Below are 24,350 nucleotides of genomic sequence, written 5' to 3' on the forward strand. Positions count from 1 at the left end.
ATGATTAAAACAGATATACTAATAATAGGAGCAGGGCCAACGGGATTATTCACTGTTTTTGAAGCGGGATTATTAAAATTGAAGTGCCATTTAATTGATGCCTTACCACAACCAGGAGGGCAATGTTCTGAGATTTATCCAAAAAAACCAATTTATGATATTCCTGGTTTTCCAGAGATTTTGGCTGGCGATTTGGTAAAAAATCTTTTAGAGCAAATTAAATCTTTTGAACCTACTTATACCTTGGGAGAAAGAGCGGAAACGATTGAAAAATTAGAAGACGAAAGCTTTATTGTAACCACCAATAAGGGAACAAAACACCATGCGCCAGTAGTTGTAATTGCTGGAGGATTAGGAAGTTTTGAGCCTAGAAAGCCACAGTTAGAAAATATAGATAAGTATGAAGATAATGGGGTTTCTTACATTATAAAAGACCCAGAAGTTTACAGAGATAAAAAAGTATTGATAGCTGGGGGTGGAGATTCTGCCTTGGATTGGTCTATTTATTTAGCCGATGTTGCTTCGGAAGTTTATTTAGTACACCGCAGAAATGAATTTAGAGGTGCCTTAGATTCTGTTGAAAAAGTAGCAGAACTTTCTAAAAAAGGAAAAGTAGAGTTAATTACCGAAGCAGAGGTAACGCAGCTACATGGAGAAGATACATTGGAAGCGGTAACCGTAAAACATCTTAAAAATGGCGAATCTCATGTGGAGGTAGATAATTTTATTCCACTTTTTGGATTGTCACCAAAGTTAGGACCAATTGCAAATTGGGGCTTGGAGATAGAAAAGAATGCTATAAAGGTGAATAATGCGTATGATTATTCTACCAATATTCCGGGGGTTTATGCTATTGGCGATGTAAATACATACCCTGGGAAATTAAAGTTAATTCTTTCTGGTTTCCATGAAGCAGCAGTAATGTGTCAGAGTGCTTACCAACGTATTTTTCCAGACAAAAAATATGTAATGAAATATACAACTGTTGGTGGAGTTCAAGGATTTGATGGAACTAAAAAAGAAGCTAAAAAAGAAGTGATTAAAAGTATTGTTTAAGAGCAATTTCTTTTAGAATTTATAAAAAGCAAATCCGTTGAAAGATACAGATTTGCTTTTGTTTTTTAGAGACATTTTTTTCAGAATAAATTAAACAAGAGGCATTTGCTTAACAGTAAAATGTGCGCTATATTTGCATCAAAATTGTTCATAATTTTATTGAACGTTATCAAGAAAGGTGTAGGGATTAGACCCGCAGAAGCCTTAGCAACCCTTTATGTACTTCAATTAACAAGGAAGTTTTCTTAGAGAAGGTGCTACGTTCTACCGTAGATAATACGGACAGATAACAAAAAGACTTCCTTTTTTTTATTTCACACCCTCTTGATATACATATTACAAATTACGCTTTGAAGCGTATAATTATTTTATACTATTTTAAGTAGAACTGAATGAAGGATATTAGAAAAGAACTCGAAAAGAGAATTTTAGTGCTCGATGGAGCTATGGGAACGATGTTGCAGCGCTATAAATTTACTGAAGAAGATTTTCGTGGAGAGCGTTTCAAGGACTTTGAACACCCTTTGCAAGGGAATAATGACCTGTTGTCTTTAACCCAACCAAAGGCAATTGCAGAAGTTCATGCAAAATATTTTGAGGCTGGAGCAGATATTATAGAGACCAATACATTTTCTGGGACTACTATTGCAATGGCCGATTATCATTTAGAAGACATTGTTTACGAATTAAATTACGAATCTGCTAAAATTGCTAAGCAAGTAGCGGATAAATTTACTGCAGAGAATCCTGAGAAACCTCGTTTTGTAGCAGGTGCTATGGGACCTACAAATAGAACAGCAAGTATGTCTCCAGATGTTAACGACCCAGGGTATCGAGCAGTTACTTTTGATGAACTTCGTATTGCATACAAGCAACAAGTAGAAGGGTTGGTAGATGGTGGAGTGGATGTTTTATTAGTAGAAACTATTTTTGACACTCTAAATGCTAAAGCAGCTTTATTTGCAATTGAAGAAGTAAAAGAAGAGCGAGGAATTGATATTCCAATTATGGTAAGTGGTACAATTACGGATGCTTCGGGGAGAACTCTATCAGGACAAACTGCAGAGGCTTTTTTAATAAGTATATCTCATATTCCACTTTTAAGTGTAGGTTTTAATTGTGCCCTTGGAGCCGATCAATTATTGCCATATGTAAAACGATTATCGCAGCAATCGCCTTTCTATATTTCAGCTTATCCAAACGCAGGCTTACCAAATCATTTTGGAGAATATGATCAAACAGCTAAAGAAATGCAAAAATTGGTGCGTAATTATATGGAAGAATATGTGGTGAATATTGTAGGAGGATGCTGTGGAACTACTCCAGATCATATAAGGTTATTGTCGGAAATAGCTTCGGAATTTGAGCCAAGAAAAGTAGTAGTTGAGAGCTATAATTAAATGAATAATTGTCATGCTGAGCTTGTCGAAGCATAGGGTCATGAATAAAGAATAAGGAAGGACTATAAACGATGAACGACGAACGAATAACGAATAACGATAAACGAAAACCGAAAAGCGAAAAACGAAAACCGCTAGTTTTATCTGGTTTAGAACCTTTGGTAATTGATGGGAACACCAATTTTGTAAATGTTGGAGAGCGAACTAATGTTACAGGTTCTCGAAAATTTCTTCGGTTAATTAAAGAAGAAAATTTTGACGAAGCATTAGAAGTAGCAAGAGCTCAGGTGGAAGGAGGAGCACAGATCATCGATGTAAATATGGATGAAGGGATGCTCGATGGGAAATGGGCAATGGTGAAGTTTTTAAATTTGATTGCTGCGGAGCCAGATATTGCACGTGTTCCAATTATGATAGATAGTTCTAAATGGGACATCATAGAAGCTGGACTTCAAGTTACGCAAGGTAAAGGGATAGTAAATTCTATCAGTTTAAAAGAAGGAGAGCCAGAGTTTATAGAGCGAGCAAAATTGATAAAACGTTACGGAGCAGCTGTAATTGTAATGGCATTTGATGAAGTTGGTCAAGCAGATTCTTACGAAAGACGAATTGAAATTTGTAAGCGTTCTTACGATATTTTAGTTGAGAAAGTTAAGTTTTCTCCTCAGGACATTATCTTCGATCCAAATATATTTCCAGTAGGAACAGGGATGGAAGAGCACCGTCAAAATGCGGTAGATTTCTTTCGTGCTACTAAATGGATTCGGGAAAACCTTCCTCATGCGCATATTAGTGGAGGGGTGAGTAATGTGTCGTTTTCCTTCCGTGGAAATAATACAGTAAGAGAAGCAATGAATGCTGCCTTTTTGTATCATGGAATACAGCATGGAATGACTATGGGGATTGTAAATCCTGAAATGTTAGAGATTTATGATGAGATAAATAAAGAATTATTAGTTTACATTGAAGATGTACTCCTTGATCGAAGAGAGGATGCTACAGAGCGTTTACTTGATTATGCTGAAACGGTAAAAGGCAATGGAAAAGTAAACGAAAAGCAAGCGCAAGAATGGCGTAGTGGTACTTTACAGGAACGAATTACGCACTCCTTAGTAAAAGGAGTTTTAGAATTTGTAGAGGATGATGCAGAAGAGGCTCGCCAAGCAGTAGATAAACCCATTGAGGTTATCGAAGGGTATTTAATGAATGGAATGAATGTAGTTGGAGACCTCTTTGGAAGTGGGAAAATGTTTCTGCCACAGGTAGTAAAATCTGCTCGTGTAATGAAGAAAGCAGTAGCTTATTTATTACCATATATCGAAGCAGAAAAAGATGAGAGGTCTCGATCAGCCGGAAAGGTTTTAATGGCAACCGTAAAAGGAGATGTTCATGATATAGGAAAAAATATTGTAAGCGTTGTTTTAGGTTGTAATAATTATGAAATTGTAGACCTTGGAGTGATGGTGCCGCCAGAAAAAATAATTCAAGCGGCTATAGACCAAGAGGTGGATATTATAGGGCTTAGCGGACTTATAACGCCATCGTTGGATGAAATGGTTTATTTGGCTAAAGAGTTAGAGAAATTAAATTTAAATATTCCAGTAATGATAGGTGGAGCTACAACTTCACGTGCGCATACGGCTGTAAAAATTGCTCCTGAATATTCTAAAACTGTAGTCCATGTAAACGATGCTTCTCGTGCTGTAAATGTAGCAGGAAGCCTAATGAATCCGAAGCTGAAAGAAGCTTATGGTGTTTCATTAAGAAGTGAATATGATAAACTCAGAGAAGGATTTTTGAATCGTTCTCGTGAGAAGAACTTCTTAACCATTGAACAGGCTAGAAAGAATAAATTACAATTAAATTGGGAGGAATTTACGCCTGAAAAACCAAATTTTATTGGGGTGAAACAGGTGGAAATTTCTTTAGATAAATTAAGACCATATATAGATTGGACTCCTTTTTTTAGATCGTGGGAATTACATGGAAAGTATCCTGCTATTTTAGAAGATGAGGTAGTTGGTACCGAAGCTACAAAACTATTTGCAGAGGCTACAACAATGCTAAATAGTATTATTGATGAAAAGTGGCTTACCGCAAAAGGGATTTTAGGGATTTTTCCTGCAAATCAAGTAGATGATGACGATATACAATTGTATGACGAAGCAGGGAAAGAGTTGAATAAATTCCTAACCTTACGTCAGCAATCAGAAAAAAATAAGCGTGCTTCTAATATAGCATTGGCAGATTTTATAGCACCAAGAGAAATTGGAAAACAAGATTATGTGGGAGCTTTCTGTGTTACAACTGGTTTTGGAGTAGACGAAATATCTGATAAATATGTTAAAGATTTAGACGATTATAATTCGATAATGATTAAAGCACTTGCCGACCGATTAGCAGAAGCCTTTGCAGAGTATTTACACGAGCAAGTTCGTAAAGAAATTTGGGGGTATGATTCTGATGAGAAGTTGTCTAATGAAGAGCTTATTAAAGAGAATTATAAAGGTATTCGTCCGGCTCCAGGATATCCTGCTTGTCCAGATCACTTGGAGAAAAAAGTAATTTGGGAAGTTCTAAATGTAGAAGAGGAAATAGGAGTGAAGTTAACAGATAGCCTTGCCATGTGGCCAGCATCATCAGTATCAGGGTACTATTTTGCTAATCCTGAAAGTAAATATTTTGGTTTAGGGAAAATTAAAGAAGACCAAGTTGCCGATTATGCAAAGCGTAGAAATATTAGTATTGAAGAGGCCACAAAATGGCTAAATCCTAATATTGCGGATTAGAAAAAGTTAAAAGTAGAAAGTTTATAAAATTAGAAAGTAAAAACTACGAAGCAGCAATAACCAAGATATGAAACCAAAATTTATAGAGTTAGCTTTAGGGAGTCATCTTATATCTCATGGCTATGATGAAAATAATAGAGAAATTACTGAAGTAGTTTCAGTAGAAGGATTTTCAAAAAAGCTGGTTTCAGTTTCAAGAGTAAAATCTTTGAGTGAAAAATATATTTTAACAGATTATCTTGATGGGCGATGGATTTATTGGGAATATGAAGGAGATTTTGAAGATGTTAAGAAGCTATTGCTGTAATAAAGTTGTAAAGTTGAAAGTTTTTAAGTTATAAAGTTGAAAGTAATAAAGTAAAAAAACACTAAAATATGTTAATCTGAATTTGCTTCAGGTTCGTATAAAATAAAACCTATTTAGTAAAAAATGAAAGTAACCGATCATATAAAAAAAGCCAACGGGAAAACAATGTTTTCTTTTGAAATTATCCCACCTCAAAAGGGTAAAAATATTCAGGAATTATATAATAATATAGATCCATTAATGGAGTTTAATCCTCCTTTTATAGATGTAACAACCTCTAGAGAAGAATTTGTTTACATTGAAAGAGATGGGCTTTTTGATCGTAAGGTTACTCGTATGCGTCCTGGAACTGTAGGAATTTGCGCTGCTTTAAAACATAAATACAATGTAGATACCATTCCACATGTACTTTGTGGTGGATTTACAAAGGAAGAAACGGAGTATTTATTGGTAGATTGCCAGTATTTAGGAATAGAAAATGTTATGGCACTTCGGGGAGATGCAATGAAACATCAACGCTATTTTGAACCAACAGATGGCGGACATACCTACGCTACCGAATTGGTTACGCAAATAAGAAATATGTGTGAAGGAAAATACCTTCATGAAACTATAGAAGCAAGTAATTGCTCAGATTTTTGCATCGGGGTAGCAGGGTATCCTGAAAAACACTTGGAAGCTCCTTCATTAGATTTTGATCTTAAAAAATTAAAAGAAAAGGTAGATGCGGGTGCAGATTATATTGTAACACAAATGTTTTTTGATAATAGTAAGTTTTTTGAGTTTCTAGAAAAAGCTAAATCCGCCGGAATTAATGTGCCAATTATTCCTGGAATCAAACCAATTGCTGTTAAAAAGCACTTGCAATTATTACCTCAGGTTTTTAAAATAGATTTACCAGAAGATTTAGTGAATGCTGTAGATAGCTGTAAGAACAATAAAGAGGTTCGCCAAGTAGGAATTGAATGGTGTATTCAACAATCTAAAGAACTTAAAGACGCAGGTGTTCCATTATTGCATTATTATTCTATGGGAAAATCGGACAATATTAAGGCTATTGCCTCCGCTTTATTTTAAAAATAAGGTTACTTTTGTTGCGAAATAAATTTTATGCAAAGAGTAGTTGTCATTCTTTTAGTAGCCCTTTCCGTTGTTTGTAATGCTCAGGAAAAGCCAAATTCATCCTATGTAGATCTGAGTTATTTCTATGGAAATATTTCTAGACATAATAACGATATTCTACATCTTATTACAGGTCATCCTGAAGGTTTTATTCTGAGTTGGAATAAAAAAACATATGGAAATAAAGAATGGGAGCAATTGTATAATTATCCAGATTATGGTGTTTCCTTAAGTTTTCAAGACTTTAAAAATGAATACATGGGAGATAACCTCGCCATTTATGGGCATTATAATTTTTATTTTTTTAATAGAAATTTGATGTTGAGGATTGGTCAAGGTATTGCTTTAGCAGGGAAACCATATGATAAAGAAGAGAACTACAGAAATGTAGCTTTTGGTTCAAAAGTACTTAGCAGTACTTATTTAATGCTGAATTATAAAAAAGAGCGCATTTTTAATCGACTTGGAGTGCAGGGGGGATTGTCTCTTATTCATTATTCCAACGGAAATACCAAAGCGCCAAATACTAGTATCAATTCAATTACACTAAATATTGGGATTAATTATCAGTTAGAAACAATAGAGCCAGAATACAAAGTAACCGAAGGTTTAACCAATAGATTTAATGAGCCTGTTCGATATAATTTTGTGTTTAGAACTGGTGTTAACCAAAGTGATGTTATCGATAGCGGGCAATTTCCTTTCTATATTTTTTCTTTTTATGCTGATAAGCGAATCAATAAAAAAAGTGCCATACAATTAGGAACCGATGTTTTCTATTCTAATTTTTTAAAGGAATATATAAAATATAGTAGTATTGCCTACCCTGAAAGGGGCTTGGATGGAACAGAAGATTATAAACGTGCTGGGATTTTTGTTGGTCACGAATTGTTTATCAATCGGCTTTCCGTGGTTACGCAAGCGGGCTATTACCTGTATTATCCTATAGATTATGAAGGCAGAATGTATTTGCGTGGCGGTGTAAAAGGATACTTAACTAAAAAGAAAAAGTTGTTTGCAGTGGTTGCAGTTAAAGCCCATGCAGCACAAGCAGAAGCTGTAGAAGTTGGAATTGGGTATAGGTTATAATTTTTTAGATGAAACTTTCGTGGAAAGATTCATTAGAACCAAATTAGATACTGTAAAAAAGGAAATGAATAGATTAAAGATTTTCAAGATAAGGCGTTTAATTTAAATTTATTCGTGTGAATAAAAACATACAAAATAGTATAGCTTTCTTCGGTATAATTTTCTTGTTAATTTTTACTAGTTGCGATAGTAAAGATGCGAACGATTGTATTCAAGCTTCAGGAACTGTAGTTAAGGAAGAACGACCAGTAACTCCTTTTTCTAAAATTTTGGTAAATGAAGGCGTTTCCATGATTATCAAACAAGGCGATGTTTATAAAGTAGAAATTGAATCTGGAGAAAACTTATTAAACGATATCAAAGTAGAAGTAGTAGACAACCAATTAATCTTAACCGATACTAATGTTTGTAATTATGTTAGAGAGTACGACAATACAAATATTTATGTAACCGCACCAACTATTTCTGAAATTAGAAGCGCTACTCAAAGAGAGATTTATTCTGATGGTGTAATTGAAGGAGAAAGATTAGTAGTTTATTCTGAAAATTATCAGAATAATGAATATCTAACAAGTGCTAATATTTATTTGGATGTAAATGTTACTTCTTTTCAAATAATATTTAATGGTATTTCTAATATTTTCATAGATGGTACAGCAACCAATTTGAATGTTAATATGGCATCGGGAAATGGTCGTTTTGAAGGGCGAAATTTTTCCGTAGAAAATGCAACTATTTACCATCGGAGTTCTAATGATGTAATTGTAAAAGCATCCAAATCCTTAAAAGGAGATATCTATAGTACAGGAGATGTTATTTCTGTTGGAACACCAGAATCTGTGCAAGTAAATGAACATTACAAAGGGAAGCTTATTTATGAAGATTAATCTTAAGATTGTTGTTCTATTGGTTTTTAGTGTTGTAGCCACAGCCCAAAAGGTAACCCATCAAGAATTAGAACACTTAATTAAGGAGGGTAAAATCAAGGAATTAAAAGAAATTGTTTCTAGTAATGAAATAAATGTAGGTACAGTTGGTGTTGAAATAGGAGAAGTGCCGCTATTATTCCCTGCTTGTAGTGGAGGGGATTTAGAGATTATTGAATACTTATTACAACAAGGTGCAAATCCAAATTCAGTTTCAAGATATGGAATGCCTGCTAATTGGGCTGCTGAGCGTGGAAATTTAGCGACTATTAATTTATTGTTGGATTATGGTTTTGATCCAAAAAAAGAAACATTAGCATACTGGATGAAACAATTTAATGAAAAGGATTCGCTCCCTCCATTAATGAAAAAGCTCACTAATTATGTAGCTAAAAATAAACTCCCAATTACAGACCTTCCTTATACAGCATATACAGATCCAAGTGATCCATTAATACTTACAGCCGCTATTTTTTACGACAGTATAGGAGACTTTACTCTTGCAAAGCGACTCATAACAGCGGGGACTAACGTTAATTTATCTGACAAAAAAGGGAAAACTGCTTTGCATAATGCTATAGAGAGCTTTAATATTGATGCGGTTAACTTTTTGATTAAAAATAGAGCCAACGTCAATAAGCCTATTAAAAGTGAACAAATGTTTGAATTGTTTCACCGTAAAGAATATAATGATAATATAACTCCTTTACATTATGTGTTATATCTGGCTACTCATAATTCAGAATCTTATAATACCCATAAAAAACAAGTCTATAAAATAGCAAAATCCCTTGTAAAGGCTGGTGCAAATCCTAATGCAATTACTATTTCTGATAGTCTTAGTGTTCTTCAAAAAGCCGATAAGCTAGGCGATCCTACCCTTATTAAAATTATTTCTCGCTCAAAATGATTGTTTTTTAGAATTCAGCTTTGTTTTTAACTTCCTCTAAGGCAATGAACAGTTTTAAAAATAGATTATAGTATCAATTTAGTATTTTATAATCTAAAAAAATCATTTATTGTAAATAATTTTCTATATTTAATCTAATTTATGAATCGGAATAATCTATCAAAGTATCAAACTCTTTTTATAAATCCCTCATTGAGGGGTTTATTGCCCAGAGTCTGTGCTGAGTTTACCGAAGGGCTCTGCGTCGAAATGGATTAAATTATTTTTTCCTTTGAATACCTCGTAAGCTTGCCTCGAGGTAGTTGATTTCCGAAACTACATATTTAAAAATCGTATACTTCTATTTCGAAGTTAAGCTTGATACAGTCTTAGCTATGAAGAAGAAATGGAAATAAGAGCAGAAGTGTGTTTCTTCAATAAAAGGAAGGTTAAATTATATCTTTTAGTATGAATTAATCTTAATTATAAAGAAAATACTAAAAGGTGTTGAAGTAAAAATATAAGATAATAGATTAAAATAAATAGCTTAATTAATCATGAAAATAAAAAATAGAATTATAGTACTTTTATTAGCTCCAATAGCATTGTTTTTTTTAACTGCGGGACATCATTTCGAAACCGATTTGGCAAAGAAATATCCTGAGATGGATTTGTTAGATCTATTTGTGTTTAAATCTACAGAATCTAACAAAACAGTGCTTCTAGCAGATATAAATCCTAAATCAAAAAAAGATAGTTTTAATTTTTCGTCTAAAGGAATATATAAATTTCATATAGCTAAAAATAAAGAGTTTGACAAAGGACAGCTGTTCAGTTTTACCTTTAAAAACAATGAGGTACAGATGTACTGGGACGATCAACCAGAAAATAGTTTACATGAAACAGGAACTTTAATTGCCGAGGGGCCAATTAATAGAGTTTTAGAATTAGATAACGGTATTAAAATATGGACTGGAACTACACATGATAATTTTCAGGGGAATGCAGTGGGAGCAGAAGCGTTTAAGCATAAAGTGCTTGAAAAAAAAGAGTATGATTTGTCTACTTTTGATGTTGGAGAAAAAGGGAATTTTTTCGGGAAAGGAAATGCTGCTGTCATAGTGTTTGAAATTCCAAATGAGTTTTTGCCAGAAGATATTTTTTATTACGCATCAACTTCGCTTGAGGAAGAACCAGGTCACTGGCATCAAGTAAACCATATTGCTAATGTATTATTTCCTCATTTTTATATGGGATATGACGATAAATTAAGGTCTAAATATGGTTCTCAAGGAGCAGTGGTAGATGAAGAAATAAAGCAAAATGTAATAGAAAATCTAAGTAATTATGTTAATGCAGCAGGAATTCAAAAAGATACAGATGCATATTTAAAACAATTAATGGAACGAATTTATCCAGATATTGTACCCTATAAAATTGGAACCAAGGCGCATTACGGAATGGAAAAATTTAATGGAAGGCCATTACATGAAGACGCAATGAATGTTACTTTAGGACTTATGGTAGGCTCTGAAACTCCAATAGATGATAAAGTAGCTATTAAATTAGAGCGTTACCAACCCAACTTCCCTTATACCATACCAATAGATAAAGCATATATAGATGCCTTAGATAAAAGAGTTAAGGTGGTAACGGTAAATGCAATAAAAGAGAATGAAAAAAACTATGAGTATTTACCTCAGAAAGATGCGAACGAATTAGAGGGAGAGCCTTTTAATATATGGAGTTATATTTTAATTGGGATGGTAGTGTTATTTGGGGTCTTTATACTTTTTAGTAAGAAAAAGTAATTAAAAAACATTAATATCTGAGTAAAAATACAAGACCGTGCCGTTATAAGAGTAAAGACTAAATTATATAGATTAATAAGTAAATCCGGAGAGCTAGTGCTTAGTTCTTCGGATTTTTTTATAAAAGCACTATAAACTTATTCTAGTACACTAACTTAAATTTAATAGTTTAACCTAACTTTGAAATAAAAAAGTTGTAGCAAGAGATGGAAGTAGATAAAAAAAAGAGAATCGTAATTGTAGGAGGTGGTTTTGCAGGGATTGAACTCATTAATAAGCTGAAAAAATCTGATGTTTATGAGGTAGTTTTAGTCGACTTAAATAATTATAATTTTTTTCCACCTTTGCTTTATCAAGTAGCTTCTGGTTTTATGGAGCCATCTGCAATTAGTTACCCATTTCGGAAAATATTGAGAGGGAAAGAAAATGTTAGATTCCGATTGGGAGCTTTGCAAAAAGTAGTTTCTGAAGAAAATAAAATAGTGCTTAGCAATGGGGAGTTGTCTTATGATATACTGATAATGGCAACGGGAACAGAAACCAATTTTTTTGGGAATGAGAATGTTAAAAAGCACTCATTACCAATGAAAACAATTGGGGATGCACTGGCTTTACGGAATTTACTTTTTACACGTTTAGAAAGAGCCACGCGTGTACAAGATCCATTGCACAGAAAAAAATTATTATCTTTTGTAATAGCTGGAGCTGGTCCTACAGGCGTTGAACTCTCTGGAATTTTGGCAGAGATGCGTAAACATATTATAACAAAAGATTATCCAGAACTGGTTAAAGAAGATTTAGGAGAAGTTTATTTATTAGATGGACTGGATGCAGTATTGGCTCCGATGTCTGAGAAATCCCAAAAGTATTCTCAAGAGAAATTGGAAGGTTTGGGAGTAAAAGTAAAGCTTAAAACACTTGTTACTGATTTTAAAGAGGATGTTGTTTACTTATCTGATGATACTACTATTGATTCTAAAAATTTAATTTGGGCCGCAGGAGTATCGGCAAAAGTATTTGACGGTTTTAAGAAAGAAGACTATGGAAGAGGTCGCCGATTAAAAACAAATGAATTTAACCTTGTAGATGGTTATACCAATATTTATGCTGTTGGAGATACAGCTATTTTGGCTGGAGATAAAAAATATCCCGACGGGCATCCTCAAGTAGCTCAAGTTGCAATACAACAAGCGGAAAATTTAGGAGAAAACTTATTGAAAAATAAAGGAGATTGGAAGGCTTTTGAATATGCCGATAAAGGTTCAATGGCAATTATTGGGCGTAATAAAGCGGTTACAGACGGTCCTAATGAAAGCTTCTTTTTGAAAGGATTTCCTGCATGGTTTATATGGATTTTTGTACATATCATGTCGCTTGTTAATTATAAAAATAGACTTCGTGCATTGTACGATTGGACAGGATATTATTTCAAAAAAGATCAATCGTTTAGAATGATTATTAAACCTAGAGATACAAAGAATTAATCCCTTATAGGGGGCTAATTCCCCAACGCCTGCCCCTGAATTTATAGAAGGGATTTGTGTCGAAATGAGTTAAAATTTGTTTCCTTTGACCACCTGGTGGGCTTGCTTCCTAGGTAGTTATTTTTAGATAAAAACAATCAAATTAATTAAACCAACCAAAAACATGAGAATAACATCATTGCTATTTATTATAGTAACAGCTTTACTATATTCCTGTAACTCTAAAAAAGGTATAAAAAAAGAAGATAAGCTAGATTTAATGGGAACTTGGAAATTGGTTTCTGCTACAGTAATTCAGGAAAAGGATACCTCGGTAACCGATTTTACCACTGGACAAGAAATGATTAAAATTATAAACGAAACTCATTTTGCTTTTTTGCGTCACGACTTAAACCATGGTAAGGACAGCACTGCTATATACGCAGCCGGAGGAGGTTCTTATACAGTAAACGGGAATATTTATACTGAAAACCTTGAATATTTTAATAATAGAGATTGGGAAGGACACAGCTTTGATTTAGAATACCGAATAGAGGGAGATACACTTTATACAACTGCTATTGAAAAGATAGAAAAGTTAAATGTAAACCATCTAAATATTGAAAAATTTGTTCGAATTTCTAAATAATTATTGATTAGTTAACTCTACAAATAAACTCTCTAGATTTTTATTTTTTTGATTTAGTTGTAGGGTTTTTAAACCGTTATCGTGTGCAAAATCAAAAACAGATGCGCGCATATCTTTATTGGTTTCAAAAGTAATTTCGTAAACAAAACCTATCTTGTTTTTAACGTGTTTTACATTTGGTAATTTAAGAAGAAAAGCTTCTTCTACACGGTAATCAAATTCAACTTCAATAATTTGTTCTTTGGCTTCTCTAAGTTCCGTGAGTTTTTTATCAGCAACAATCGCTCCTTTATTAATAATTATAACACGGTCGCAAATTGCTTCCACTTCCTGCATAATATGTGTAGAAAGTAAAATAGTTTTCTCTCCACCAATATCTTTAATCAATTTCCTAACTTCTAGCAATTGGTTAGGATCTAATCCTGTAGTAGGTTCATCTAAAATTAAAACCTCAGGATTACCAATTAGAGATGCGGCCAATCCAACGCGCTGTCTATATCCTTTTGATAAGGTGCCAATTTTTTTATTAGCCTCTGGCAATAAACCGCATTGGGAAATTACAGTTGCAATAGTGTCTTTAGAAACCTTATATAGGCTTGCTGTGTAGCTTAGGTATTCTCTTACATACATATCTAAATGTAGCGGATTATGTTCTGGGAGATAGCCAACACTTTTTTGAACTCCTATTTTATGTGTTTTAATATCGTAATTATTTACTTTAGCATCTCCTTCTGTTGGAGTAAGGTAGGTGGTTAAAATCTTCATCATAGTAGATTTTCCAGCACCATTTGGGCCTAAAAAACCAACTATTTCTCCTTTTTTAATGCTGAAAGAAACATTTTTTAGAGCTTCTTGAGCTCCATATTTTTTTGTGATATTTAAAACTTCTATAGACATATTTCAAATGTAGTAGTAAAGTTTGAAAGTAGAAAGGGTAATTTTTGAAAGCTTTTTTAATCTTTCATAAGGTTTAATACCTGCGCTACTTGTAATAAAGAAATTACTTTATTCGTAATAATTCTTTTGCTAGAGCTATCATTTTTGGATCACCAGTATGTTTATTAGGCTCGTCCGACAATTTTACTGTTGGCAACCACTCTTGGTCGCTCGTCAACACATCTGTAAGCTTAATTACAATATTCATTGGTTTTAGACCTACATCGTTAGTTAAATTCGTACCTATTCCGAAGGAAAGTCCTATTTTTCCTTTGCAAGCTTTTGTAATAGATTCGACTTTTCTAGGGTTTAATCCGTCAGAAAAAATAATGTATTTGTAGAGTGGATTTATTCCATGACTTTTATAATGTGCAATAGTTTTTTCGGCAAACTCAATTGGATCGCCGCTATCATGCCTAACGCCATCAAACAGTTTAGCAAACTTGGTGTCGAATTGCTTAAAGAAAACCTCTGTAGTGTATGTATCAGAAAGCGCCACTCCTAAGTCGCCTCGGTAAACATCTACCCAATGTTCTAGAGACATGGCGTTTGCCATTTTAAAACCATACTCCGCCGCATGGAACATAAACCACTCATGGGCGTGTGTTCCAATTGGTTTTACATTATATAGCATTGCCATATGCACATTACTAGAACCAATAAAGCTTTTTCCTTTGTAGGAAGAAAGTGTGTGTACCACCTCTCGGTGTGTTCTGTAGGAATGCCTTCTGCGAGTTCCAAATTCAGCAAAAGTTACTCCTAATTCATTATAGAGTTTTATTTTATCAAGTGTATTAGAAACTACCTTTTCTTTTTTCCAACCTTCTTGATGGGTCAGTTCATAAAACAATTCGCTAATCATTGCTAAAAGTGGTACTTCCCACAAAATGGTTCGATACCAATATCCAGAAACATACACTTCTAAGTCTTCCCCTGTTTGTCTAATTGATACTTCGGATGGGTCGTATCTGTATCCTTCTAAAAAATCTACATAAGCAGGGTTTAAGTATTGACAATTTTCACGTAAAAACTTTTTCTCGTCTTTCGTAAGTTGCAATAATGCCATATTATCTACAGCAGTTCGAAGCGCTTTATCAAATCCTGTAGGGAATTTATGTGCACCTCTATTTATAAACTTATACTTGGCCTGTGTATTTGGAAATAGTTTTACAACGGCACATTGCATTGTAAATTTATAGAAGTCGTTATCTAAAATAGAATTGAAAACAGTATGGTTATGCTCTTTTAACATATGCTTTATTAATGCTGAAAGTTATTATATATTTTTTAGTCCTCATTGAGGGTCTAATTCCCCAGAGCCTGTCCTGAGTTTACCGAAGGGCTCTGCGTCGAAATGAGATAAATTTGTTTCCTTTGAATACCTTGTGGGCTTGCCCCGAGGTAGTTGATTAAACTTATTTTACCCGAGTTCTATACCAAAAATACTACATTAAAATATTGTTGTCCGATAAAAGTTAACGGAATTTATTGAACTCCACTTATATCAAGGTTCAAATAGGGTTTTCAAAATAGCCCCCTTGCTATTAATAAAAATAAATAAAAAGAGGATTTTTGAAATGTTATTTCTTTAAACTACTTATTTTTTGGCATTTAAGATTTAGTCTTTGTTCTTTTTTCTTATAGCGAAGCGGTCTTGTATTTTTACTCGGACATTAATGACATTAAAAGATAAAAGCACTATTTTTCCTTAAACACAAAAACCTAAGAAGAGTATAATGTGGAGAATTATATTTAAGCTATCGTTCTAAACATTTTTTACTTTACATGGTTGTTCCCTTACATTCAATTTTTTAGGACAGAATAGATTTGTAGCCAAAAACTGAATGGAGGATTATCAATAAAACGTGATTTTTGAAATTAAATATTGAAAAAAAGTTAAGAAATTATATTTTTTTCAAAAAAAATTAAATGAGAGGTTCTATATTTCAAATTAATAATTACATTAGCAACGTAAACGAAAAAAACACATGTTAACAAACGCTTATATCTGGAACTTTTATTTTTTCTTCTTTTATTTCTTTAATAAAGGAACGGGACAGTTATAGGTTATTGTTAAAGTAAATTATATAGAGTCCCGGAATTATTTTCGGGACTTTTTTTTATGCAAAATTTGAATGAATAATAAAGTTGCAATACAAGGAATATTAGGTTCTTTTCACCACCAAGTGGCACAGGAATATTTTGGAAAAGAGGTAATTGTAGACGAATGTTTGTCTTTTGATGCTTTGGTGGATAGCTTGCTGAACAAGCATACAAATGTGGCGGTTATGGCTATTGAAAACTCAATAGCAGGTTCTATTATACCAAATTATGCGTTGATAGATGCTAATAATTTGCACATAATTGGAGAACACTATATTAATGTTCATCATAATTTATTAGCGCTAAAAGGGCAATCTATAGAAGATATAAAAGAGGTGTATTCACACCCAATGGCATTGCTTCAGTGTAAAGTGTTTTTTAAGCAATATCCACATATTAAATTGATTGAAGATGCCGATACCGCAGAGGTTGCTAGGCGGATTCATCATGGACAAATAAAAGGAATTGGAGCCATTGCAAGTAAGGCTGCAGCATCCATTTTTGAATTAGAGATGTTAGCTGAGGATATTCAAACGATAAAAAATAACGAAACACGTTTTGTTATTGTAAAAACAAAAAACTCTGTTATTCCTAAGGAAGAAATTAATAAGGCTTCTCTAATGTTTGAATTGGGAACAAAGCGAGGGAGTTTAGCAACGGTTTTAAATGTAATGAGCGATTGTAAGCTCAATCTTACTAAAATTCAGTCGTTGCCAAAAATAGAAACTCCATGGAGGTATTCCTTCTTTGTGGATTTAACTTTTGAACAATATGATGATTTTGAAAAAGCAAAATCGTTACTAGCCATTATGGCATCTCATTTTAAGGTGCATGGCGAATATAAAAATGCAAAAAAATGATACAAGTAGCCAAGCGTTTACATAGTGTTGAAGAATATTATTTCTCAAAAAAATTAAGAGAAGTACGGGGTTTAATTGCTGAAGGGAAACCTATTATTAATATGGGAATAGGGAGTCCAGATATGGCGCCTTCTGAGGAGGTATTGCAGGCGTTAGTTTCTTCACTTCGTGAAGATAAAGCGCATCAATATCAAAGTTATCAGGGGTTGCCAGAGTTAAGAACGGCTGCAGCTAATTTTTATCAAGAGCATTTTAATGTTGCTATAGATAGTGAAAAAGAGATTTTACCTTTAATGGGCTCTAAAGAAGGGATTATGCACATTAGTATGGCTTTTTTAAATGAAGGCGATGAGGTTTTAATTCCAAATCCTGGATACCCAACATATACTTCGGTTACAAAATTGGTAGGAGCTAATCCTAAGTATTACAATTTGACTGAAAAGGGGAATTGGTTGCCAAATATAGAGGAATTGGAAGCTACCGATCTTTCTAAAGTAAAAATGATGTGGCTTAGTTACCCGCATATGCCAACAGGAGCAAACGCTTCAAAACAGATTTTTAAAGATTTGGTGGCTTTTGCAAAGCGTAATAATATATTATTGGTAAACGACAATCCATATAGCTTTGTATTGAATGACAACAGATTGAGTATTCTAGAAATTGAAGGAGCAAAGGAGGTAGCTTTAGAACTTAATTCGTTGAGTAAAACTTTTAATATGGCAGGCTGGAGAGTAGGTTTTGTTTTAGGAAGTGCTCAACATTTGGATGCTGTTTTAAAAGTGAAAAGTAATATGGATAGCGGGATGTTTTATGGCTTGCAAAAAGGAGCTGTTAAGGCTTTAGAGTCTTCAATGGACTGGTATGCCGAATTAAATAAGGTTTACAAAAGACGTAGAGATTTAATTTTTCAATTAGCTGAGACTTTAAATTGCACGTATGATAAAAATGCTTCGGGGATGTTTGTATGGTCTAAATTGCCTGAAGGAGTAACTTCCGCAGAAAAATTTATTGATGATATATTGTATGATAAAAGCATATTTATAACTCCAGGAACCATTTTTGGGAGTAATGGAGAAGGATATATCCGGTTTTCACTTTGTGTAAAAGAAGACAAAATAAAGGAAGCAATAGATAGATTTTAGAGGAGGGGGAAAGAAGGTCAAAAAGATAGAGTAGAGGGAATAGAAAATAGAAAATAGAGAAGAGAGGATAGAGAAGAGAGAAGAGTGTGCGGAGGGAGTAGATTGAAGAGTAATGAAAATAGAGAAGATAGAAGAGAGTAAAGAGAATGGAAAAAGAGAAAAAATGATGGATTTGTTAATTCTAAATTGTGTGTCAGAACTTGTAAATAAAAATTCAAAATGAATGTATTTATAATAGGGTTAGGGCTCATAGGAGGGTCGATGGCAATCGACATGAAAGCTGCCAATAACGATATTAAAATTATTGGGTTTGATGCAGACCAAAACCATATGGAAGAAGCCTTAGCGCTTGGTTTTATAGATGAGAAGGGAGTTTTTGAAGATGTAAAGAATGCCGATGTAGTTATAATTTCTATTCCTGTAAATGTGTCTATAGATGTAACTCCTAAGGTGTTGGACATCGTAAAAGACGATACTTTGGTTTTTGATGTTGGTTCCACAAAAGTTAATATTTGTAGTGTTATAGAAAATCATCCAAAGCGAAGAAATTTTTTAGCAACACATCCAATTGCTGGGACAGAATTTTCTGGACCTAAAGCAGCAATTAAAGGATTGTATAAAGACAAAACAAATATTATTTGTGAGGTTGAAAAAACGGCTTTTAAGTTGCAAGAGCGTGCATTTACAATTTTTAACGATTTAGGAATGCGAATTAGGTATATGGAACCAAAAGCACATGATAGGCACATTGCATATGTATCGCATTTATCGCACATAAGTTCATTTATGTTAGGGAAAACGGTAATTGAAAAAGAAAAAAATGAACGAGATATTTTCGATATGGCAGGCAGTGGATTTGAGAGTACAGTACGTTTAGCCAAGAGTTCGCCCGCAATGTGGAGCCCTATTTTTGAGCATAATAAAGAAAATGTAATAGAAACATTAGACGAATATATTACCAATCTTCTGAGATTTAAGCAATTGATGGAAGAAGATGATTTTGAAGCTATTTATAAAGAAATGGCAGAAACAAATAGAATAAAAGAAATATTAAAAGGAATTTCAATCAAAACTTCATAAGTAAAATTAAAATGGAAAATTCAGCAGGATTAAGAACATGGTTAGACAAGATGAACTTAGATCATCCGCTAGTAATAGCAGGCCCATGTAGCGCAGAAACAGAAGAACAAGTATTAAAAATTGCTCACGAGCTTAAAGACAGCGATGTAAACTACTACCGTGCTGGAATTTGGAAGCCTAGAACTCGCCCAGGAAATTTTGAAGGTGTTGGTGCTATTGGTTTAGAGTGGTTAAAGAAAGTTAAAGAAGAAACGGGTTTAAAAACAGCTACCGAGGTTGCTAATAGAGCACACGTAGAATTAGCATTGGAGAACGATGTAGATTTGTTATGGATTGGAGCACGCTCTACCGTAAGTCCGTTTATTATTCAAGAAATTGCAGACGCACTTGAAGGAACCGATAAGATTGTATTGGTAAAAAACCCAGTTAATCCAGACCTTTCTTTATGGTTAGGAGGGGTGGAACGTTTGTACAGCAAAAACATTAAAAACTTAGGAGTTATTCACAGAGGATTTTCAACTTATGAGAAATCTAAATACCGTAATAATCCAGAGTGGCAATTGGCTATTGAACTTCAGAATAAATTTCCAGATTTGCCTTTAATTTTAGATCCATCTCATATTACAGGAAATAGAGAAATGATTTTTGATGTTTCTCAAACTGCTTTAGATTTAAATTATGATGGATTAATGATTGAAACTCATAATAATCCTGATAAAGCATGGAGTGATGCTGCACAACAAGTTACTCCAGAGTCTTTAAAACAGATTATGCGTGATTTAAAAATTAGAAAAGAGACAGACGAAGAAGCAGATTATAATAATAAATTAACTAATTGTCGTGCTCAGATTGATGTTATCGATAATTCATTAGTAGAAATGCTAGGAAAAAGAATGAAGGTTTCCGATGAAATTGGAAAACTTAAAAAATCGCGTAACGTAGCCGTTCTTCAGTCTAAAAGATGGAATGAAATTCTTGGAAAAATGATAATGGATGGAGAAGAAAAAGGATTAAGTGAAGAATTTATTTTACGTATTTTTAAAGCAATTCACCAAGAATCTATTAACCACCAAGAAAAGGTAGTAAAAGGATAATTAAATTGTATAAATGGAAGTCAAAAGTACAGACGAAGAAGATCGCTAACTTCTAAATTTGTACTTTTGACTTCTTACTTTTTAATATGACGGGAATTGTTTATAAATCAACAGGAAGTTGGTATAGTATTAAAACGGAAAATGGCAAGTTTTACAATTGTAGAATAAAGGGGAAGTTTAGAATTCAAGGTATAAAGAGTACTAATCCCATTGCTGTTGGAGATATTGTTACGCTAGACCTAGAAACTATTGGCGATGAAACTTTAGGGGTAATTAAAGATATCCACGAACGAAAAAATTATATCATTCGTAAATCGGTTAATCTTTCCAAAAGAACCCATATTATTGGCGCTAATATTGATAATGCTTTTCTGCTAATAACACTTAACAATCCCACTACATTTACCGATTTTATAGATCGTTTTTTGGTTACTTCAGAAGCATACCATGTAACTCCTATATTGCTTTTTAATAAAATAGACACCTATACCGAAGCGGAATTAATAGACGTTCGTTACTTAATAAGTGTATATGAGCAAATAGGGTACAAGTGTATTGAAGTTTCTGCCAAAACTGGATTAAATATAGAAGAAGTTAAGTCTTTAATGACTGGTAAAACAAGTATTTTTTCTGGGCACTCAGGGGTAGGGAAATCTACATTAATAAATACAATAGAACCAGCGTTGGACTTAAAAACTTCTGAAATTTCAGAGCAACATAAGCAAGGGCAGCATACTACAACCTTTGCCGAAATGTTTGATCTTAGTTTTGATGCACGTATTATTGATACGCCAGGAATAAAAGGTTTTGGAATTGTGAATATGGAAAAATATGAAGTAGGAAATTATTTTCCAGAATTTTTTAAGCTGAAAAGTGAATGTAAGTTTAATAATTGTTTGCATATAGACGAGCCAAAGTGCGCTATTAAAGATGCTTTAGAAGAAGATAAAATAGCTTGGAGTCGTTATAAAAGTTATTTACAAATAATAGAAGGAGAAGAAGAAAATTATAGAACCGATATTTACGGCGATTGATTTTGGAAGCTGAAAAATGCTAAATAATTAGTTTTTGTTGCATGGTAAAGCCAAATAAGTTTCAAATCAATACTAACAACCAATCATCTATTAACTATTAACCAATAACCAATAACCAATAACCAATAACTAACAACTATCAACTATTAACCAAAACATGCGTATAGTTATACAAAGAGTTACAGAAGCTAGTGTTACCATAGAAGGCAAAGTAAAATCTGAAATTAAAAAAGGGTTGCTTGTTCTTTTAGGAATAGAGGATGCCGATACACAAGAAGATATAGCATGGCTTTGTCGGAAAATAGTAGGACTCCGTATTTTTAACGATGCAGAAGGCGTAATGAATTTGTCAATAAAAGATGTTGATGGAGATGCAATAGTTGTGAGTCAGTTTACCTTGCATGCTTCTACAAAAAAAGGAAACAGACCTTCCTATTTAAAAGCAGCAAAACCAGAGGTGTCAATTCCTTTGTACGAAGCCTTTGTTAATCAGCTTGAAAATGAATTAGGAAAAAAAGTTGGAACAGGAGAATTTGGTGCAGATATGAAAGTTTCTTTACTAAATGATGGCCCTGTAACGATTATAATTGATTCTAAAAATAGGATTTAATCAATGAAAATGTTGCTTATTTAAAGAAGTTTTATATTTTTATTCCCCAACTAATCCTAAACAACCAAATGAGGTTAAAAAACCTATTAGGCTTTATATGTCTATTTGTATCGCTAAGTGCTTCTTATTCACAAGAATCTATTGAATTACAATCTGTATTACTTCAAAATGAATCTCTAAAAAATGCTGATGCTGTAGTACGGTATGATAGCATCTCTGTAAACATGTCATCTTTTGATGAGATGAAAATATATAAGGAATATACCATAACAGTACTCAATAAGGCAGGGAATAGCCATATTGATACGTATGAATATTATAATGAGGGTAGAAGAATTAATTCATTAGAAATAAGTATTTATAATCAACTAGGGCAAGAGATAAAGAAATATAAAAAAAGAGATTTTATAGACAAAAGTGCGGTTCCGAATGGAACACTTTATTCTGACCATAGAATGCTTTATGTCGATTATACGCCTACAACATATCCATATACTTTAAAATTTGTATCTGAAATTGAAACTTCCAATACAGCTTATATTCCTTCTTGGTATTTTATCACTGGGTATAATTTAAGCGTAGAAAAAAGTGTATACCATATTGCTTATCAAAAAGATACAGAATTGAGGTTTAAAGAAGATAATTTTGATGGGTATGATATTAAAAAGATATCAGATGATAATATAATTACATATAAAGCCAATTCCTTGCCTGCCATTGAAAGGGAAGAATTAGCGCCAAGTTTATTAAATAGAATTCCTAAAATTCAAGTTGCATCGAATCATTTTAGTGTAAATGGAATAGAGGGAAATGCTTCAAACTGGAATGAGTTGGGGCAATGGATGTACGACAAGATTTTGGCGGATAGAACTAACCTATCAGAAGCTTCTGTTCAGAATGTAAAACAATTAGTTGCAGGAATTGAAGATCCTCTCATAAAGGCTCAAAAGGTATATGAATATGTGCAAGAGCAAACACGTTATATAAGTGTTCAAGTAGGAATAGGGGGAATTCAGCCAATAGCGGCAGAAGAGGTTGATATGGTAAAGTATGGCGACTGTAAAGGGCTTTCAAATTATACAAAAGCGTTATTGGAAAAAGTAGGTGTAGAGGCTTATTATACCCATGTGGAAGCTGGAAGTAATTTAGTAGATTTTGATAAAGAATTTGCTTCTTTAGCACAAGGGAATCATGCAATTTTAGCTATTCCTTCTGATAATGGATACTTATGGATAGATTGTACCTCAAGAATTCATCCATTTAACTTTGTGGGAGATTTTACCGATAATAGGAATGTGTTAATAATGAAGCCAGAAGGAGGGGAAATAGTAAAAACAGTGTCTTATTTAAATGAACATAACTCTAAGGAAACTATTGGTGCGTATGAATTAATGGGAGATGGCGGGATTAAAGGACAAGTAGAGATAGTGTCCAAAGGGATTGTTTATGATAATCATTTTATATTGGAAGGAAATAATCATGAAGATTTATTAAATTATTATAAAGAGTATTGGGGTTATGTAAATAATTTGAATTTAGAAAACATCAGTTTTGAAAACGATAAAGACAATGTAGTTTTTACTGAGAAAGTAGATGTTTCTGCTAAAAAATATGGATCAATATCGGGAAGTCGTATAATTTTTAATTTGAATTCTTTTGACAGAAACATGTACATCCCATCTCGATATAGAGATCGAAAATCACCATTTGAAATAGAACGAGGATTTCAACATTCCGATACATATAAAATAAAAATTCCAGAAGGGTATCAAATTGAGGCAATGCCGAGTAACGAATCATTTGAGAATGAATTTGGAAGTTATTCATTTGAATTAGAAAAAACAGAAGACAATAATCTTTTATATAAAAAGAAGTTTTTTTTGAAAAATGGTATTTATCCTAAAGAAAAGTACAATCAATATAGAGATTTTAGGAAAAATATATCAAAACTTGAAAACGCTAAAATAGTATTAATCAACAACAGTTAAAC

At 33.2% G+C, this 24,350-nt stretch carries 20 protein-coding genes and 1 riboswitch; of the genes, 18 read left to right on the forward strand and 2 right to left on the reverse strand.

Translation table 11 applies throughout. From position 1 onward, the window contains the following. From AC13CQ_RS02540 to AC13CQ_RS02590, 11 genes are all read left to right on the forward strand, one after another. On the forward strand, positions 1–1,056 hold a 1,056-nt coding region (locus AC13CQ_RS02540; protein ID WP_008612318.1), incomplete at its 5' end, for an NAD(P)/FAD-dependent oxidoreductase. A gap of 163 nt (positions 1,057–1,219) precedes the next feature. Further along, positions 1,220–1,349: riboswitch (SAM riboswitch) on the forward strand. A gap of 99 nt (positions 1,350–1,448) precedes the next feature. Then, a complete protein-coding gene (locus AC13CQ_RS02545) occupies positions 1,449–2,456 on the forward strand; it encodes a homocysteine S-methyltransferase family protein (RefSeq protein WP_008612319.1) in 1,008 nt (335 codons plus the stop codon). Between the two features lie 71 nt (positions 2,457–2,527). Further along, positions 2,528–5,245 (forward strand): methionine synthase, encoded by a 2,718-nt coding sequence (gene metH, locus AC13CQ_RS02550; protein ID WP_474507157.1) that lies wholly within the window; start codon positions 2,528–2,530, stop codon positions 5,243–5,245. Positions 5,246–5,312: 67 nt separating this feature from the next. Next, positions 5,313–5,552 carry a hypothetical protein gene (locus tag AC13CQ_RS02555; RefSeq protein WP_337900390.1) on the forward strand — a complete coding sequence of 80 codons (240 nt, stop codon included), beginning with the start codon at positions 5,313–5,315 and terminating at the stop codon, positions 5,550–5,552. A gap of 123 nt (positions 5,553–5,675) precedes the next feature. Further along, positions 5,676–6,629, forward strand: a complete 954-nt coding sequence (gene metF, locus AC13CQ_RS02560; protein WP_008612324.1) for a methylenetetrahydrofolate reductase [NAD(P)H] — start codon at positions 5,676–5,678, stop codon at positions 6,627–6,629. Positions 6,630–6,662: 33 nt separating this feature from the next. After that, positions 6,663–7,763, forward strand: a complete 1,101-nt coding sequence (locus tag AC13CQ_RS02565; RefSeq protein ID WP_008612326.1) for an acyloxyacyl hydrolase — start codon at positions 6,663–6,665, stop codon at positions 7,761–7,763. 116 nt (positions 7,764–7,879) lie between these two features. Next, a complete protein-coding gene (locus tag AC13CQ_RS02570) occupies positions 7,880–8,650 on the forward strand; it encodes a head GIN domain-containing protein (protein ID WP_335588909.1) in 771 nt (256 codons plus the stop codon). Further along, complete coding sequence (locus AC13CQ_RS02575) at positions 8,613–9,599, forward strand: ankyrin repeat domain-containing protein (protein ID WP_040879611.1); 987 nt, start codon at positions 8,613–8,615, stop codon at positions 9,597–9,599. Before AC13CQ_RS02570 ends, AC13CQ_RS02575 begins: the two co-directional genes overlap by 38 nt. A gap of 536 nt (positions 9,600–10,135) precedes the next feature. Next, positions 10,136–11,389, forward strand: a complete 1,254-nt coding sequence (locus AC13CQ_RS02580; RefSeq protein WP_474507156.1) for a DUF4331 family protein — start codon at positions 10,136–10,138, stop codon at positions 11,387–11,389. Positions 11,390–11,595: 206 nt separating this feature from the next. Further along, positions 11,596–12,873 (forward strand): NAD(P)/FAD-dependent oxidoreductase, encoded by a 1,278-nt coding sequence (locus tag AC13CQ_RS02585; RefSeq protein WP_335588907.1) that lies wholly within the window; start codon positions 11,596–11,598, stop codon positions 12,871–12,873. Positions 12,874–13,036: 163 nt separating this feature from the next. Next, positions 13,037–13,501 carry a hypothetical protein gene (locus AC13CQ_RS02590; protein ID WP_474507155.1) on the forward strand — a complete coding sequence of 155 codons (465 nt, stop codon included), beginning with the start codon at positions 13,037–13,039 and terminating at the stop codon, positions 13,499–13,501. On the opposite strand, the gene gldA is transcribed toward AC13CQ_RS02590, so the two are convergent. Together gldA and pncB are read right to left on the reverse strand one after the other, a co-directional pair. After that, positions 13,502–14,398: a gliding motility-associated ABC transporter ATP-binding subunit GldA gene (gene gldA / locus AC13CQ_RS02595; protein ID WP_337900384.1), complete on the reverse strand. Its 897-nt coding sequence runs from the start codon at positions 14,396–14,398 to the stop codon at positions 13,502–13,504. Positions 14,399–14,501: 103 nt separating this feature from the next. Then, the gene (gene pncB, locus AC13CQ_RS02600) at positions 14,502–15,689 is read right to left on the reverse strand and encodes a nicotinate phosphoribosyltransferase (protein WP_337900383.1); all 1,188 of its coding nucleotides are present in this window, start codon (positions 15,687–15,689) and stop codon (positions 14,502–14,504) included. 883 nt (positions 15,690–16,572) lie between these two features. Here pncB and AC13CQ_RS02605 point away from each other — a divergent pair. The 7 genes from AC13CQ_RS02605 (at position 16,573) to AC13CQ_RS02635 (ending at position 24,348) form a co-directional block, all read left to right on the forward strand. Further along, complete coding sequence (locus AC13CQ_RS02605; protein WP_337900382.1) at positions 16,573–17,400, forward strand: prephenate dehydratase; 828 nt, start codon at positions 16,573–16,575, stop codon at positions 17,398–17,400. Beyond that, positions 17,397–18,542 carry a pyridoxal phosphate-dependent aminotransferase gene (locus AC13CQ_RS02610; protein WP_008612337.1) on the forward strand — a complete coding sequence of 382 codons (1,146 nt, stop codon included), beginning with the start codon at positions 17,397–17,399 and terminating at the stop codon, positions 18,540–18,542. Before AC13CQ_RS02605 ends, AC13CQ_RS02610 begins: the two co-directional genes overlap by 4 nt. Before the next feature lie 219 nt (positions 18,543–18,761). Further along, positions 18,762–19,622: a prephenate dehydrogenase gene (locus AC13CQ_RS02615; protein ID WP_008612338.1), complete on the forward strand. Its 861-nt coding sequence runs from the start codon at positions 18,762–18,764 to the stop codon at positions 19,620–19,622. Between the two features lie 11 nt (positions 19,623–19,633). Continuing rightward, on the forward strand, positions 19,634–20,716 hold the full coding sequence (locus AC13CQ_RS02620) for a bifunctional 3-deoxy-7-phosphoheptulonate synthase/chorismate mutase type II (RefSeq protein WP_008612341.1): 1,083 nt from the start codon (positions 19,634–19,636) through the stop codon (positions 20,714–20,716). An 86-nt stretch (positions 20,717–20,802) separates the two neighbouring features. Beyond that, a complete protein-coding gene (gene rsgA / locus AC13CQ_RS02625) occupies positions 20,803–21,750 on the forward strand; it encodes a ribosome small subunit-dependent GTPase A (protein WP_474507154.1) in 948 nt (315 codons plus the stop codon). A 157-nt stretch (positions 21,751–21,907) separates the two neighbouring features. Continuing rightward, positions 21,908–22,360, forward strand: coding sequence for a D-aminoacyl-tRNA deacylase (dtd, locus tag AC13CQ_RS02630; protein WP_008612347.1), 453 nt, complete (start codon positions 21,908–21,910; stop codon positions 22,358–22,360). 68 nt (positions 22,361–22,428) lie between these two features. Beyond that, entirely contained in the window at positions 22,429–24,348 is a 1,920-nt protein-coding gene (locus AC13CQ_RS02635; RefSeq protein WP_474507768.1) for a DUF3857 domain-containing protein, read from the forward strand. Positions 24,349–24,350 lie beyond the last annotated feature (2 nt).

This window comes from Galbibacter sp. L-19, from assembly GCF_056857615.1.